Origin of the sequence: Roseovarius sp. THAF27 (genome assembly GCF_009363655.1) — a bacterium.
GTDB lineage: Bacteria > Pseudomonadota > Alphaproteobacteria > Rhodobacterales > Rhodobacteraceae > Roseovarius.
Genome location: NZ_CP045393.1, coordinates 1449602 through 1464715, shown reverse-complemented (window position 1 = coordinate 1464715; position 15114 = coordinate 1449602). Strand labels below are relative to the sequence as shown.

Sequence of the window (15114 nt, the reverse complement as noted above, 5' to 3'; positions counted from 1 at the left end):
CACAGGTTATGGGTGAGCCGTTTCAGGCGGCCGGTTGCACACAACGGCATACCCGTGCCGAAAGGCGCCCAACACTAGAGCGCGGTAAACACTCGAAAATAATCGTTCTTGTAAATTTCTTCTCAAACCATCAGCCGGGACAGGGAAATTATTTACAAATAAAAGTCAATGATCTTAATGGCTAACTATAAAATTTTACTAAACCCTTTATAACACCGCCAAAGCACGGATTGACTCGACAGGACGGCTGCGAGCGTGTCACGTGCAAAGGAGGAGACAAATGACAATGCAACCGGAAACAGAAACCCAATCCTATCCGCCGAGTTCCGATTTTGTATCCAAGGCCCATGTCGACGCGGCCAAGTATGACGAGATGTACGCGGCCTCGATCACCGACCCCGAGGCGTTCTGGGGCGAGCAGGGCAAGCGCATCGACTGGATCAAGCCCTATTCCAGGGTCAAGGATGTCGATTACACCTACGGCCAGGTCTCCATCAAGTGGTTCGAGGACGGCACGCTCAACGTCGCCGCCAATTGCATCGACCGCCACCTCGCGGATCGCGCCGACCAGACCGCCATCATCTGGGAACCCGACGATCCCAATGACGCCGCCCAGCACATCACCTACCGCCAGCTCCATGCGGAGACCTGCCGCATGGCCAACGTGTTGAAAAACCTCGGCGTCGGCCGCGGCGACCGCGTCGTCCTCTACCTGCCGATGATCCCCGAGGCGGCCTATGCCATGCTCGCCTGTGCGCGCATCGGCGCCATCCATTCCATCGTCTTCGCCGGCTTTTCCCCCGACGCCCTCGGCGCGCGCGTCAACGGCTGCGACGCCAAGCTCGTCATCACCGCCGACACCGCCCCCCGCGGCGGACGCGTCACCAAGCTCAAGGACAACGTCAACCAGGCGCTCCTGCACGACACCACCGACGTCAAGTGCCTCGTGGTCAAGCGCACCGGCGATCCCATTGCCTGGCGCCGCGACCTTGACTTCTGGCTGCACGAAGAGGCCGAAAAGGTCGAGGACACTTGCGAGCCCGAGGAAATGAACGCCGAGGATCCGCTCTTCATCCTTTACACCTCCGGCTCCACCGGCCAGCCGAAGGGCGTCGTGCACACCACCGGCGGCTATCTCGTCTACGCCGCCATGACGCACGAGATCACCTTCGATTACCACGAGGGCGACGTCTACTGGTGCACCGCCGATGTGGGCTGGGTCACCGGCCACAGCTACATCGTCTACGGGCCGCTCGCCAACGGCGCCACCACCCTGATGTTCGAGGGCGTGCCGACCTATCCCGACGCCTCCCGCTTCTGGCAGGTCTGCGAAAAGCATAAAGTGAACCAGTTCTACACCGCCCCCACCGCCATCCGCGCCCTGATGGGCCAGGGCGACGAGTACGTCACCAAGTGCGACCTCAGCGACCTCAAGGTCCTGGGCACCGTGGGCGAGCCGATCAACCCCGAGGCCTGGAGCTGGTATCACAACGTCGTCGGCAAGGGCACCTGCCCCATCGTCGACACCTGGTGGCAGACCGAGACCGGCGGGCATCTCATGACCCCCCTGCCCGGCGCCCATGCCACCAAGCCGGGGGCGGCGATGAAGCCCTTCTTCGGGCTGAAGTTCGAGGTGCTCGATCCTGAATCGGGCAAGACGGTGGAGGGCAACCCCGCCGAGGGCGTGCTCTGCATCGCCGACAGCTGGCCGGGCCAGATGCGCACCGTCTGGGGCGACCACGAGCGGTTCATGAACACCTACTTCCAGCAATACAAAGGCTATTACTTCACCGGCGACGGCTGCCGCCGGGACGAGGACGGCGACTACTGGATCACCGGCCGCGTCGACGACGTGATCAACGTCTCGGGCCACCGCATGGGCACCGCGGAAGTGGAATCCGCCCTCGTCGCCCACGCCAAGGTCTCCGAAGCCGCCGTGGTGGGCTACCCGCACGACATCAAGGGCCAGGGCATCTACTGCTACGTCACGCTGATGGCCGGCGAGGAACCCTCCGACGCGCTGCGCAAGGAGCTGCAGGACTGGGTCCGCCAGGAAATCGGCCCCATCGCCAAGCCCGACCTCATCCAATGGGCCCCGGGCCTGCCGAAGACCCGCTCCGGCAAGATCATGCGCCGCATCCTGCGCAAGATCGCCGAGGACGACTACGGCTCCCTGGGCGACACCTCAACCCTCGCAGACCCAGACGTCGTCGACGACCTCATCGACAACAGAATGAACAGGGGGAAATGATCATGGACGGCGCAAAGACACCCAACACCGCTCCGGTCCTGATCCTGCTTGGCCCCCCGGGCGCGGGCAAGGGCACGCAGGCCCGCCTGCTGGAGGAAAAGCACGGGCTTGTGCAGCTTTCCACCGGCGATCTTCTGCGCGCCGCCGTCGCCGCCGGCACGCCTGCGGGACGCGAAGCCAAGGCCGTCATGGACGTGGGCAATCTGGTCAGCGACGATATCGTCATCGCCATCCTGCGCGACCGCCTGGCCGAACCCGACTGCGCGCACGGCGTGATCCTCGACGGGTTTCCGCGCACCGCCGTGCAGGCCGAGGCGCTCGATGCCCTGCTGGCTGAAAGCGGGCAAAAGATCGACGCCGCCATCAGCCTCGAGGTGGACGACGCGGCCATGGTCGACCGCATCTCGGGCCGCTTCACCTGCGGCGGCTGCGGCGAGGGCTATCACGACAGTTTCAAGCCCACGGCCAAGCCCGGCATCTGCGACAATTGCGGCGGCACCGACATGAAACGCCGCGCCGATGACAACGCCGAAACAGTGGCGCAACGGCTGGAGGCGTATCACGCCCAGACCGCGCCGCTGATCGAGCATTACCAATCCAAGGGCGCGCTTTCCCGCGTGCCCGCCATGGGCGCGATCGACGAGATCGCCGCCCGGCTGGACACCGTCCTGTCGCAACGGGTGGCATGACGAAACGCCGGTCGGGCCGCATGTCGCGGCCCGGCCATTTCACTAGGAGGAGGGACCCCAAACATGTCTCTGGACAAAACAAGCGCGCAGTATTGGAAAGCCAATGTGCGTCTCATCCTGATCAGCCTCGTCATCTGGGCGCTGGTCTCTTTCGGGTTCGGGATCGTCCTGCGCCCGCTCATTTCGGGCATCGAGGTCGGCGGCACCGACCTTGGCTTCTGGTTCGCCCAGCAAGGCTCGATCCTCGTTTTCCTGGCGCTGATCTTTTTCTACGCCTGGCGGATGAACAAGCTCGACCGTGAATACGGCGTGGACGAGGTGTAAATCATGGATCAGTTTACTCTCAACCTGCTGTTCGTGGGCGCATCCTTCGCGCTCTATATCGGCATCGCGATCTGGGCCCGCGCGGGCTCGACCAGCGAATTCTATGCCGCCGGTCGCGGCGTGCACCCGGTCACCAACGGGATGGCCACCGCGGCCGACTGGATGTCGGCAGCGTCCTTCATCTCGATGGCGGGCCTCATCGCCTTCACCGGCTATGACAACTCCTCCTTCCTGATGGGCTGGACGGGCGGCTACGTGCTCTTGGCCCTGCTGCTGGCGCCCTACCTGCGCAAGTTCGGCAAGTTCACCGTGTCCGAGTTCATCGGCGACCGGTTCTATTCGCCCACCGCGCGCCTCGTGGCCGTGATCTGCCTGCTGGTGGCTTCCATCACCTACGTGATCGGCCAGATGCAGGGCGTGGGCATCGCCTTTGGCCGCTTCCTCGAAATCGACGCCTTCTGGGGTCTGATGATCGGGGCCTGCGTGGTGTTCGCCTACGCCGTGTTCGGCGGCATGAAGGGCGTGACATACACCCAGGTGGCGCAATACTGCGTGCTGATCCTGGCCTACACGATCCCGGCCGTGTTCATCTCGCTGCAACTGACGGGCAACCCGATCCCGGCGCTTGGTCTTTTCGGTGACACCGCCGAAGGCGAGCCGCTGCTGGCCAAGCTGAACCAGATCGTGACCGACCTCGGCTTTGCCGAATACACGGCGGCGCATGGTTCGACCATCAACATGGTGCTCTTCACCCTGTCGCTGATGATCGGCACCGCCGGTCTGCCCCACGTCATCATGCGGTTCTTCACCGTGCCGCGCGTGTCCGACGCCCGCTGGTCCGCCGGCTGGACGCTGGTCTTCATCGCGCTGCTGTACCTGACGGCCCCGGCCGTCGGCGCGATGGCGCGGCTGAACATCTCGGAACTGATGTGGCCCAACGGCACCGACGGCGCCGCCGTCAGCGTCGAGCAGATCGAGACTGCGCCCGAGTACGCCTGGATGGCCACCTGGGAACAGACCGGCCTCTTGGGTTGGGAAGACAAGAACGGCGACGGCATGATCCAGTACTACAATGATGCCAATCCGGATCTTCAGGAAAAGGCCGAGGCGAACGGCTGGGAAGGCAACGAGTTCACGAATTTCAACCGTGACATCCTCGTGCTGGCCAACCCGGAAATCGCCAACCTGCCCGGCTGGGTGATCGGCCTCGTGGCCGCCGGCGGACTTGCCGCCGCGCTCTCCACGGCGGCGGGTCTTCTGCTGGCCATTTCCTCGGCTGTCTCGCACGACCTGCTGAAGGGTCAGTTGACCCCGAACATGTCCGAGAGGTCCGAGCTTATGGCGGCGCGGGTCTCGATGGCCGCCGCGATCGTGGTCGCGGTGCTTCTGGGCCTCAATCCACCGGGCTTCGCCGCCCAGACGGTGGCGCTCGCCTTCGGGCTTGCGGCGGCCTCGATCTTCCCGGCGCTGATGATGGGGATCTTCTCGACCCGCATCAACAACTCCGGCGCGGTCGCGGGCATGCTGGCAGGTCTCACGGTGACGCTGCTCTACATCTTCCTGCACAAGGGTTGGTTCTTCATTCCCGACACCAACACCTTCACCGACGCAGACCCGCTCTTGGGTCCGGTCAAATCGACCTCCTTCGGGGCGATCGGTGCCGCGGTCAACTTCGCGGTGGCGTTCTTCGTCGCCAGCATCACGAAGGAGACCCCGCAGGAGATCAAGGACCTCGTCGAAAGCGTCCGCGTCCCGCGTGGCGCCGGCAGCGCCGTCGAAGGTCACTAAGATCAACGATGGCCCCGCCGCAACACCTTGCGGCGGGGCTTTCGCTTCAAATCCGGTCCGGCCCGCGCCAAGGTGGGCCCGACCACCCCCTCAAGAGGCTCCGACCATGCCCCTTTCGAGCGATCTGACGCAGTTCCTGCGCTCCGTTCACCCTTATGACAGCCTAGATGACAGCGATCTCGATGACCTGTCCACGCGCTGCGACGCCGCCGATTTTGCCGCCGGCGCCGACATCTTCAAACTGCGCGACACTGTCGACAGCCTCTACATCGTCGTCACCGGCGAGATCGAGATAAAGGACGAGGCCGACGTCCAGCTGTCCCTGCTCGGCCCCCGCAATTCCTTCGGCGAACGCGCGCTCCTGCGCGAGGATGTCGCCAGCCGCACCGCCACCGCCCGCACCGACGCCACGCTGATCGTGATGCCGGCGGACGCGCTCTTCGCCCTCATCAAGTCCTCCGCCAAGGTCGCCCGCTTCTTCGACCGCCGCCGCCCGGCGCGCAGCGACCGCAAGGACCTCACGACCCTGCGCGTGGCCGAGTTGATGACCCGCGATCCGCTCACCTGCACGCCTGCCACTCCGATCCGCGACGCGGCGGCGCAGATGCACGAACACCACATCTCGTCGATCTGCATCACCGAGGGCGGCGACCTGCGCGGCATCCTCACCGTGCGCGACATGAACGGCAAGGTCGTGGCTCAAGGCACCGATCCGTCGGCCCCGATCTCCAGCATCATGACCGAAGCGCCTTTGACGCTCGGCCCCGATGCGCTCGGCACCGACGTGCTGCACCTCATGATGGAGCGCGGCATCGGCCACGTGCCCATCACCGATGGCACGCAACTGGTCGGCATCGTGACGCAGACCGATCTCACCCGCGTGCAGGCGCTGTCCTCGGGCGCTCTGGTGGGCCGCATCGCGCGCGCCGACGACGCCGCCACCATGTCCCGCGCCACCGCCGAGATCCCCCAACTTCTGGCCCAGCTTGTCGGCTCGGGCAACCGCCACGACGTGGTCACGCGGCTTATCACCGATATCGCCGACACCGTTACCCGCCGCCTGCTAAGGCTGGCCGAAGAAGACCTCGGCGACCCACCCGTGCCCTACCTCTGGCTCGCCTGCGGCTCTCAGGGCCGGCAGGAACACACCGGCGTCTCGGATCAGGACAACTGCGTGATCCTGTCCGACGACGTCACCGACGCCGATATGCCTTACTTCAACAGCCTCGCCAAATTCGTCAGCGACGGGCTGGACACTTGCGGCTACTTCTACTGCCCGGGCGACATGATGGCGACCAACCCGCGCTGGTGCCAACCCCTGCGCGTCTGGCGCGGCTATTTCGACGACTGGATCGCCCGCCCGAACCCCGAGGCGCAGATGCTGGCCTCGGTCATGTTCGACCTGCGCCCCATCGGCGGCGACACCACGCTTTTCGACACGCTGCAAACCGACACGCTCGCCAAGGCCGCGAAAAACTCGATTTTCACCGCGCACATGATTTCCAACTCGATCAAGCACCAGCCCCCTCTGGGCCTCCTGCGGGGTCTCGCCACCATCCGGTCGGGCGAGCATCGGCGCCGCCTCGACCTCAAGCATAACGGCGTCGTGCCCATAACCGACCTGAGCCGCGTCTACGCGCTGCAAGGCCAGCTGCGTCAGGTCAATACCCGCGCGCGGCTGGTTGCCGCACAGGCCGCCGGTCACCTCTCGACCTCGGGCGGTGCCGATCTTCTGGATGCCTACGACCTCATCGCGACAATGCGGCTCGACCACCAGGCGGCACAGGTCAAGGCGGGCGATCTGCCCGACAACTTCCTCGATCCCTCCACCCTCTCAGATTTCGAGCGCAGCCACCTGCGCGACGCCTTCGTGGTGGTCAAGACGATGCAATCCTCGGTATCGTCGGGCAAAGGCATGTTAGGGTAAGCAAATGTTCATAGAACTCCTCGCCACGATTTTCGCGGGCGTCGCCGCCGCCGGTCTTTTGATGATCGTCAACATCGCCCTGGGCCGCCGCCTGCCGCGCTGGCTCACGCCCGTGGCGGCAGGTCTCGGCATGATCGCCGCGACCATCTCCAACGAATACACCTGGTACGACCGCACCGCTGACGCGCTGCCCGAAGGCATGCAGATCGCCGTCACGATCGACGAGCAAAGCTGGATCCGCCCTTGGACCCAGATCTGGCCCTATACCGAACGCTTCGCCGCCGTCGATACCGGCAACGCCCGGCGCAACGCCAACCAGCCCGGCCAGACCATCGCCGACATCTACTTCTTCGGCCGCTGGGCGCCGGTCAACAAGGCGCCTGTCCTCTTCGACTGCACTGCCAACCGCTCGGCCCTGCTGATCGACGGGGCCGAGTTCGCGCAAGACGGCGCCGTCACCGACGCCGACTGGCAACCCCTGCCCGAGGACGACCCGCTTCTCGGTATCGTCTGCGAGACCTGACATGCTCTCCCGCCTCAGCCTCCGCCTGCGCATCTTCCTGTTTTTCTGCCTTCTGGCGACGGGCGCGGTGGCACTGGCCGGCGCAGCGCTCTGGTTCGGCTGGTCGCGGGCCCAAGGCACGCTTCCCGCCGCGCCCTTTGTCACCGCCTTCATTGTCTTCGCACTTCTCAACACCGCGCTTCTGGCCGGTGTCTGGCTGCTGTTCGATGAAAACCTCGCCAAGCCCATCCAGATGCTCTCGACCAACCTGCGCCTGCGCGCCCATTCCGGCGTCGACAAGGACCTGTGCCCCGAAAGCACGAAATACCTCGGTGATCTCGCCACCGCCGCCGACGCCGTCACCCGCACGCTCAGCGCGGGCGTCATGGACACCGCCGCACAGGTCGCCCGCGAAACCGAACGCCTGCGCACGGAATCCAAGCGCCTGACAGCCTTGCTCACCGAGATCCCCGTCGCCACGATCCTCGTGAACCCGGCCCAGGAAATCGTGCTCTACGACGGACAGGCCGCCGACATCCTCCGCCAGATCGCCCCGCCCCGCCTCAAGGCTCCGCTCGGCGACTATTTCGATGCCGCCGGCCTCGCCGCCGCCCAGGACCAAATGAGCCGGACCAAGGCCGAAATCTCCACCGAACTGCACGACCACTCCGGCGCCCGACGCTACAAGGTCCGTCTTAAACCCCTTGGCGAAGGCGGCTACATGCTCCTTCTCGACACCCAGGAAACCGAGGTCGACCCGACCAAGGCCCGCCCGCTGGTTTATGACTTCGACCTGATGGAAACCGCGCAGGCCTGCGATATCCGCGACACGCCGCTGCGGTCACTCTGCTGTGTCGCCTTCGACACCGAAACCACCGGACTTTCGCCGCAGGACGATCACGTGATCCAACTCGGTGCCGTGCGCATCCTCAATGGGCGCCTCGTCGAGGGCGAGGTCATCGACACCTATGTCGACCCCAAACGCCCGATCCCGCCCGCCTCGACGAAAATCCACCGCATCACCGACGACGACGTGCGGAACGCCCCGGATTTCGACACCGTGGGCCGCGATTTCCACCATTTCGCCCGCGACGCCGTGCTGGTCGCCCATAACGCGCCCTTCGACATCGGCTTCTTCCGCCGCTCCGCCGACCGCATGGGCGTCGCGTGGGACCACCCCGTCCTCGACACCGTGCTGCTGTCCGCCGTCGTCTTCGGCACCACCGCCGAACACTCGCTCGACGCCCTCTGCGACCGCCTCGGGATCACCATTCCACCCGACCTGCGCCACACCGCCCTCGGCGACGCGCAAGCGACGGCCGAGGCGCTGGTGAAACTCACCCCCCTGCTCGAAGGCAAGGGCCTGACCACCTTCGGCCACGTCATCACCGAAACCCGCCGTCACGGCCGCCTGATCCAGGACCTCAACACCTCGCACGGCTGATCGGTGATCCGGATGGACACACCGGCCAACTGTGTTAGCACCGTGCCCGGACCCAACCGCGCGGATCACAGCCCATGAAAACCTTCCCTCCCGAACGCATCGTCTGCCTGACCGAGGAAACCGTCGAAACCCTCTACCTTTTGGGCGAACAGGACCGTATCGTCGGCGTCTCGGGCTATGCCGTGCGCCCCAGGGGCGTGCGCCAGGAAAAGCCCCGTGTCTCGGCCTTCACCTCCGCCGACATCCCAAAGATCCTCGCGCTCCAGCCGGACCTCGTCCTGACCTTCTCGGACCTTCAGGCCGACATCGCCGCAGCACTTCTGCGCGAAGGCATCGCCGTCATGGGCTACAATCAGCGTGACCTGCACGGCATCCTCGCCATGATCCGCCACTTGGGCGCCACCGTCGGGCAAGAGGCCAAGGCCGCTCAACTGGTCGATCACTATCGCGACCGGCTGGCACAGGTAGCCGCCAACGCGGCGGGAAAACCCCGCCCGAAAGTCTATTTCGAGGAATGGGACGAGCCGATGATCTCCGGGATCGGCTGGGTCTCGGACCTGATCGAGATCGCCGGCGGGCAGGACGCCTTCCCCAAACTGGCGGCCAATGAGAAGGCGCGCGACCGCTTCGTCACCTCCGATCAGGTCATCGCCGCCGCCCCCGACATCATCATCGGCTCGTGGTGCGGAAAGAAGGTCCGCCCCGAGAAGATCGCGGCCCGCCCCGGATGGGACGCCATTCCCGCCGTCCGCGACAATCGCATCTTCGAGATCAAGTCGCCCCTCATCCTGCAACCCGGCCCTGCCGCGCTGACCGACGGTCTCGACGCGATCGTGGCGGCTTTGGCGTGACTCGCAAGGCCATCCTGTCAGGGAGGCCCGGTTTTGCCGCGCCGCTGACGCCGCACCGTGGCGCGACCAATCCGCGCGACGGCAAGGCCCGCACCGATTTCAGCCTGTCCCGTCCGTGAATTGCCGCTTGCAAACCGTGGCAATACACTAATTATCGTGTTGATGCGCGAAACCTCACTCAATCTCGACGAAGTCATCGTCTGCCCGCAATGCGATGCGGCCTACAGCCTGCGCCGGCCCGAAGCTGGCGAGCGGGCCAAATGCGCGCGGTGCGGCACGGCGCTGATCACGCCCCGGCGCAAGGCCGGGCTCCAGATCATCGCGCTGTCGCTCACCGTGGCGATCCTGATCGTCTCGGCGACGGTCTTTCCTTTCCTGACGATCACGGCCGCGGGCACGTCGAACTCGGTCTCGATCCTGGACGCGGCGCTGGCCTTCAGCGACGGCCCCATGATCGCCTTGGCCTTGGCCACCGCGGCACTGATCGTCTTCATCCCGCTGGCGCGGGTTCTGCTGTCGATGTACGTGCTGATCCCAATCGTGCTCGACCGTCCACCAGCGCGGGGCGCGACGCAGGCCTTTCGCCTGTCCGAGGCGATGCGCCCATGGTCCATGGCCGAGATTTTCGCCATCGGCTGCGCGGTGGCCCTGGTCAAGATCACGGACTTGGCCGATGTCGGCTTCGGGCCCGCCTTCTGGATGTTTTGCGCCCTGGTTTTTCTCGTAGTCGTTCAGGATAATTTCCTGTGCAGGTGGTCGGTATGGAACTCTCTGGACAAACCCAAGACATAAAGAGCGCACGCGAACTGGGCCTTGTCGCCTGCACCCGCTGCACCAAGGTCTGGCCTGCCGGAACCGAATTCTGCGGCCGGTGCGGCAAGCCCTTGCAATCGCGCGACACCGGCAGCCTGCAACGGGTCTGGGCCTTCTGGATCGTCGGCTTCCTGTGCTATATCCCGGCCAACATGTACCCGATGTTGCAAACCCGCACGCTTCTGACCGTGCAGGAGGACACCATCGTCGGCGGCGCGATCGAGCTTTTCCACTACGGGTCTCCCGGTATCGCGCTCATCATCCTGATTGCCAGCGTCGCCATCCCCGTGGCCAAGTTCCTGGCCATCGCCTTTCTGGCCATCTCGGTCCGGCGCGTCTCCAGCATCTCCATGCACCAGCGGCAGCTGCTCTACGAAGTCGTTGAATACATTGGACGCTGGTCGATGATCGACATATTCGTGGTTGCCATCATGTCCTCCTTGGTGCAGTTGAATACATTGGCGGCCATCAATCCGGGTCGCGCCAGTTTGTTTTTTGCGCTCTCGGTGATTTTCACGATGCTCTCTGCCCAAGCCTTTGACAGCCGCATGATCTGGGATGTCCAGTCCCGCGAAGCGGACGCTCTCGACGACCACACCGGCGCAGACACCACGGACCGGACCGCCTGATGAGTGAGACACCGCCCCCCGTTCAGGTCGATAAACAGAGCAAGCCGCGGCTCAGCCGTGTCTCGATCGTGTGGATCATCCCGCTGCTCGCCATCGTGATCGCCCTTGCCGTCGCCTGGCAGACCTACAGCGAGCGTGGCCCCGTGATCGAGATCGTGTTCGAGAACGGTGCCGGCATCGCCGAGCGCGAAACCGAATTGCGCTATCGCGACGTGGCCGTCGGCATTGTCGAGGAGGTCCGCTTTTCCAAGGACCTCGAGGCGGTCGTGGCCGCCGTGCGCGTCGACAAGGACGTGGCCGACTTCATCGACGTGTCCGCCAGTTTCTGGATCGTCCGCCCCGAGGTTACGGCGCGCGGGGTGACGGGGCTCGATACCGTCCTGTCGGGCGTCTACATCGAGGGCACGTGGGACAGCAAGCCGGGCACGCCTCAGACCCGCTTCGACGGGCTTGCCGACGCGCCGCTCTTCCGGGCCGGCGGCGGTGGCCTCGAGATCGTGCTGCGGACCACGCCCGAGGGAAAGATGACCGATGACAGCCCGATCACATTCCGCGGCATCGAAGTGGGCCGCGTCGGCAAGGCCAGCATCTCGCCACAGGGCAACTACGCCGTGGCCGAGGCCCTGATCTACGAAGAGCACACCCGCCTCATCTCCAGCGCCAGCCGCTTCTGGGAAACCTCGGGCTTTACCTTTTCCGTCGGCCCCCAGGGCGCCGAGATCGACTTTTCCTCGCTCGCCACGCTGGTCAGCGGCGGTCTCACCTTCGACACGTTCGTGTCAGGCGGCGATCCCGTCTCCAACGGCACCGTCTTCGAGGTCTACGCGTCCGAAGCCGAGGCCCGCAACAGCCTCTTCCAGGCCAGCGAGGTCGAGACGTTGGAGGTTCGCGTCGTCTTTGACGAGAACGTGTCCGGCCTTGCCGTCGACGCCCCGGTCGAGATCAACGGGCTGAAGATCGGCGAGGTGCAAAACGTCCTCGGCGTCATCGACGAAGAGCAATTTGGCGACAGCCGCGTGCGCCTCAGTGTCGTGATGGCGATCCAGCCCGCCCGCCTCGGGCTGCAAGACGATGTCACGCCGGAATCCGCCCGCGCCTTCCTGCAAGAGCGGATCGAAAACGGCCTGCGGGCCCGCCTGACCAATGCCAGCATCCTGACCGGCGGGCTCAAGGTCGACCTCACCCAGGTCGACGACGCCGAACCCGTGACACCCGACACGTCCCAGGCCGGCCTGCTGAACATTCCGACCACGGAAAGCGACATCATCGACGCCGCCGCCACGGTCGAGGGCGTGGTCACCCGCATCAACAACCTGCCGATCGAGGAACTTCTGGGAAGCGCGATCGACTTTCTCGACAGCGCCCAGGCCCTAGTGGCCAACGAGGATCTTCAGGAAACCCCTGGCGAGGTGCGTGCGATCCTGTCCGAGATTCGCGGAATCGTCGCCTCCGAGGAAGTGAAGAACATTCCCGTCGCCCTCAACGCGTCCGCCACCCGGCTCGAGTCGCTGCTGGCGGATATCGAGGAAACCGAACTGACGGAGCGCCTCGTTGCCGCCGTCGATGCCGCCGCGGAGGCCGCCAACGGGGTCAGCACCTCGGTCGAAGGCATCCCCGCCCTCGTCGAACAGATCGAGGCCGTGGCCGCCAAGGCCGAAGCGCTTCCGGTCGAGGAACTGGCCGACCAGCTGACCGAACTGGCCGCCTCGGCCGAGGCCATTCTCGACACCGACGCAGCACGCCAGCTGCCCGCCGACTTGGGCGCGGCCCTGAACGAGATCAACGCCACCCTGGCCGAACTGCGCGAGGGCGGCGCGGTCGAGAACCTGAACGCCACGCTGGGCTCGGCCCGTGACGCCGCCGATGCGGTGGCCACCTCGGCCGAGGACCTGCCGGCATTGGTCGAGCGTCTCGGCAATGTCCTGAATCAGGCCAGCGTGACGATCGCCGGCTACAACAAGGGCGACACGCTCAGCCGCGAGGCCCAGGCCGCCCTGCGGGACATCTCGCAGGCAGCGGATGCCCTGACGTCGCTGGCCCGAATGCTGGAACGCAACCCCAGCGCGCTTATCCGAGGAAGATGACCATGACCCGTATCCGACCCTTCGCCCTTGCCGCCATGACCGCGCTGGCCGCCGCCTGTGGCGGCCCCTCCGCCGATCTTTACCCGGTGGCCGCGCCCCAGGTCGCCGACACGATCCGCATCTCGTTCCGAACGGTCGAGGTGCGCGAGGTGTCGCTGCCCGCCTATGCCGCGGCCGATGAAATCGCGGTCGAGGATGAGGACGGCAAGCTTGTGACCGACGCGAATGTCCGCTGGGCGGACGCACCGGAACGCGCCGTGGCGCTCGAGATCGCGCGCAACCTTGCGCGGCTTTCCGGCGCCCGTGTCGCGTCCGAGCCCTGGCCGTTCGAGGAACTGCCCGACGCGCGCCTCGAAGTGCGCTTCGAAAGCCTGGTGGCGGGGGCCGATGGCAACTTCCGCGGATCGGGTCAGTATTTCGTCGGCGTTCTCGACGGCCGCCGCGAACGCTCGGGCATCTTCGAGCTTGCGGTGCCCTATGATCTCGAGGGCGGCACCCCCGCGCTTGCCCGCGCCCGAGGCCAGCTGGTCCTCGACGTCTCCCGCGTCATCGCCCGCGAAGGCCTGCGATAAAAGCGACTTGACCGACAGACGGCAACCCGATGGCTCGGCCAGGACCGCCAGTTTAAGTGCGCTGGGGGCCGAGGGAAGGTTCGTATGCGAAGGAAACCCGCGTCCTGAAAAGCCTGAAGCGGCCCAAGTCGGTGTTGATCGGGAAAATGGTGCCCCCACACGGACTCGAACCGCGGACCTACTGATTACAAATCAGTTGCTCTACCAGCTGAGCTATAGGGGCACTGACGGTCTGATTACGCATCCCGGGCACGAACCGCAAGACGAAATCTTGCGGTCCCCTGCACGGTGCCGAAAGCGGTTTAACTGCACGCAAAAGCCTCTATATTGCGGCGGCACGCTCATGACCGGAAAGTGACAGAATGCAAGTGGTTATCCACGCCGGGGCGCATATGACGGACGAGGATCGCCTGATCGAGACGTTGATGGCGAACCGCGAGATGCTGGCCGAAATCGGCACCGACGTCCCCGATCCGAAATCCTATCGCAAGCTTTTGCGGGATATCCTCAACACCGTGTCCGATAGAGGACTCACCGCCGAGACGCGCAACGAGGTGCTGGCCGCGGTCGACCACGATCCGGGCACTGACCGGCTCGTCCTGTCGAACCAAGCCTTTTTCGGCACGCCCAAGATGGCCGTGGGCCAGGGCATGTTCTATCCCGCCGCCGAAACGCGGATCGCGGCCTTCCAGGAGATTTTCGCCAACGATCAGCTCGAACTCTTCCTCGGCCTGCGCGATCCCGCGACCCATCTGCCCGCGCTTTTCGCGAAAACGCCGCATGACACGATGGCCGATTTCCTGAACGGCGTGGAGCCTTCGGCATTCCGGTGGTCCGAAACCATCGCGCGCTTCCGGCGCACCTTCCCCGAAATGCCCATCACCGTCTGGTGCAACGAGGACAGCCCCCTGATCTGGTCACAGGTCGTGCGCGAGATGGCGGGGCTCGATCCCCACGCCCAATTCGAAGGCGAATTCGCGCTGCTTCAGGAAATCATGACGTCTGCGGGCATGAAACGGTTCGAGACCTACCTCGCGTCGCATCCCGGCATGACCGAGATCCAGAAGCGCCGGGTCATCTCCGCCTTTCTGGACAAGTTCGTGAAGGACGAAGAGATCGAGGAAGAGCTCGACCTGCCCGGCTGGACGGCGGAACTGGTCGACACCCTGTCCGAGGCCTACGACGAAGACGTCTACGAAATCGAGCGCATCCAGGGCGTCCAGTTCATCGCGCCATAGAC

At 65.1% G+C, this 15114-nt stretch carries 14 protein-coding genes and 1 tRNA gene; 14 read left to right on the top strand and 1 reads right to left on the bottom strand.

Annotated elements, in window-relative coordinates; translation table 11 throughout:
- The first annotated feature begins 280 nt into the window (after positions 1–280).
- The 13 genes from acs to FIU89_RS07260 all read left to right on the top strand — a co-directional run bounded on the left by acs (position 281) and on the right by FIU89_RS07260 (position 13874).
- Positions 281–2251 carry an acetate--CoA ligase gene (gene acs / locus FIU89_RS07315; protein WP_152491988.1) on the top strand — a complete coding sequence of 657 codons (1971 nt, stop codon included), beginning with the start codon at positions 281–283 and terminating at the stop codon, positions 2249–2251.
- A gap of 2 nt (positions 2252–2253) precedes the next feature.
- The gene (locus tag FIU89_RS07310; protein WP_152491987.1) at positions 2254–2940 is read left to right on the top strand and encodes an adenylate kinase; all 687 of its coding nucleotides are present in this window, start codon (positions 2254–2256) and stop codon (positions 2938–2940) included.
- A 63-nt stretch (positions 2941–3003) separates the two neighbouring features.
- A complete protein-coding gene (locus FIU89_RS07305; RefSeq protein WP_152475359.1) occupies positions 3004–3264 on the top strand; it encodes a DUF4212 domain-containing protein in 261 nt (86 codons plus the stop codon).
- A gap of 3 nt (positions 3265–3267) precedes the next feature.
- Positions 3268–5052 carry a sodium:solute symporter family protein gene (locus tag FIU89_RS07300; protein WP_152491986.1) on the top strand — a complete coding sequence of 595 codons (1785 nt, stop codon included), beginning with the start codon at positions 3268–3270 and terminating at the stop codon, positions 5050–5052.
- 106 nt (positions 5053–5158) lie between these two features.
- Positions 5159–6979, top strand: coding sequence for a DUF294 nucleotidyltransferase-like domain-containing protein (locus FIU89_RS07295; RefSeq protein ID WP_152491985.1), 1821 nt, complete (start codon positions 5159–5161; stop codon positions 6977–6979).
- Positions 6980–6983: 4 nt separating this feature from the next.
- Positions 6984–7502: a hypothetical protein gene (locus FIU89_RS07290; protein ID WP_152491984.1), complete on the top strand. Its 519-nt coding sequence runs from the start codon at positions 6984–6986 to the stop codon at positions 7500–7502.
- Between the two features lies 1 nt (position 7503).
- Positions 7504–8925, top strand: a complete 1422-nt coding sequence (locus FIU89_RS07285) for a 3'-5' exonuclease (RefSeq protein ID WP_152491983.1) — start codon at positions 7504–7506, stop codon at positions 8923–8925.
- Between the two features lie 74 nt (positions 8926–8999).
- Positions 9000–9776: a cobalamin-binding protein gene (locus FIU89_RS07280; RefSeq protein ID WP_152491982.1), complete on the top strand. Its 777-nt coding sequence runs from the start codon at positions 9000–9002 to the stop codon at positions 9774–9776.
- Complete coding sequence (locus FIU89_RS22795) at positions 9773–9895, top strand: hypothetical protein (protein WP_302849010.1); 123 nt, start codon at positions 9773–9775, stop codon at positions 9893–9895. The genes FIU89_RS07280 and FIU89_RS22795 overlap by 4 nt, the downstream gene beginning before the upstream one ends.
- 43 nt (positions 9896–9938) lie before the next feature.
- Entirely contained in the window at positions 9939–10568 is a 630-nt protein-coding gene (locus FIU89_RS07275) for a paraquat-inducible protein A (RefSeq protein ID WP_152491981.1), read from the top strand.
- Positions 10538–11218: a paraquat-inducible protein A gene (locus FIU89_RS07270; RefSeq protein ID WP_172978057.1), complete on the top strand. Its 681-nt coding sequence runs from the start codon at positions 10538–10540 to the stop codon at positions 11216–11218. The genes FIU89_RS07275 and FIU89_RS07270 overlap by 31 nt, the downstream gene beginning before the upstream one ends.
- Positions 11218–13302, top strand: a complete 2085-nt coding sequence (locus FIU89_RS07265) for an MlaD family protein (protein WP_152491980.1) — start codon at positions 11218–11220, stop codon at positions 13300–13302. Before FIU89_RS07270 ends, FIU89_RS07265 begins: the two co-directional genes overlap by 1 nt.
- Positions 13303–13304: 2 nt before the next feature.
- A complete protein-coding gene (locus tag FIU89_RS07260; protein ID WP_152491979.1) occupies positions 13305–13874 on the top strand; it encodes a membrane integrity-associated transporter subunit PqiC in 570 nt (189 codons plus the stop codon).
- A gap of 147 nt (positions 13875–14021) precedes the next feature.
- On the opposite strand, the gene FIU89_RS07255 is transcribed toward FIU89_RS07260, so the two are convergent.
- Positions 14022–14097: transfer RNA gene (locus tag FIU89_RS07255), tRNA-Thr, on the bottom strand.
- A gap of 139 nt (positions 14098–14236) precedes the next feature.
- On the opposite strand from FIU89_RS07255, the gene FIU89_RS07250 reads away from it, so the two are divergent.
- Positions 14237–15112: a hypothetical protein gene (locus FIU89_RS07250; RefSeq protein ID WP_152491978.1), complete on the top strand. Its 876-nt coding sequence runs from the start codon at positions 14237–14239 to the stop codon at positions 15110–15112.
- Positions 15113–15114: the final 2 nt, after the last annotated feature.

Excerpts from the sequence above, each read along its gene's own strand:
- acs (WP_152491988.1), top strand. The coding sequence starts at position 281 with ATGACAATGCAACCGGAAACAGAAACCCAATCCTATCCGCCGAGTTCC.
- FIU89_RS07310 (WP_152491987.1), top strand. The coding sequence starts at position 2,254 with ATGGACGGCGCAAAGACACCCAACACCGCTCCGGTCCTGATCCTGCTT.
- FIU89_RS07305 (WP_152475359.1), top strand. The coding sequence starts at position 3,004 with ATGTCTCTGGACAAAACAAGCGCGCAGTATTGGAAAGCCAATGTGCGT.
- FIU89_RS07300 (WP_152491986.1), top strand. The coding sequence starts at position 3,268 with ATGGATCAGTTTACTCTCAACCTGCTGTTCGTGGGCGCATCCTTCGCG.
- FIU89_RS07295 (WP_152491985.1), top strand. The coding sequence starts at position 5,159 with ATGCCCCTTTCGAGCGATCTGACGCAGTTCCTGCGCTCCGTTCACCCT.
- FIU89_RS07290 (WP_152491984.1), top strand. The coding sequence starts at position 6,984 with ATGTTCATAGAACTCCTCGCCACGATTTTCGCGGGCGTCGCCGCCGCC.
- FIU89_RS07285 (WP_152491983.1), top strand. The coding sequence starts at position 7,504 with ATGCTCTCCCGCCTCAGCCTCCGCCTGCGCATCTTCCTGTTTTTCTGC.
- FIU89_RS07280 (WP_152491982.1), top strand. The coding sequence starts at position 9,000 with ATGAAAACCTTCCCTCCCGAACGCATCGTCTGCCTGACCGAGGAAACC.
- FIU89_RS07275 (WP_152491981.1), top strand. The coding sequence starts at position 9,939 with ATGCGCGAAACCTCACTCAATCTCGACGAAGTCATCGTCTGCCCGCAA.
- FIU89_RS07270 (WP_172978057.1), top strand. The coding sequence starts at position 10,538 with ATGGAACTCTCTGGACAAACCCAAGACATAAAGAGCGCACGCGAACTG.
- FIU89_RS07265 (WP_152491980.1), top strand. The coding sequence starts at position 11,218 with ATGAGTGAGACACCGCCCCCCGTTCAGGTCGATAAACAGAGCAAGCCG.
- FIU89_RS07260 (WP_152491979.1), top strand. The coding sequence starts at position 13,305 with ATGACCCGTATCCGACCCTTCGCCCTTGCCGCCATGACCGCGCTGGCC.
- FIU89_RS07250 (WP_152491978.1), top strand. The coding sequence starts at position 14,237 with ATGCAAGTGGTTATCCACGCCGGGGCGCATATGACGGACGAGGATCGC.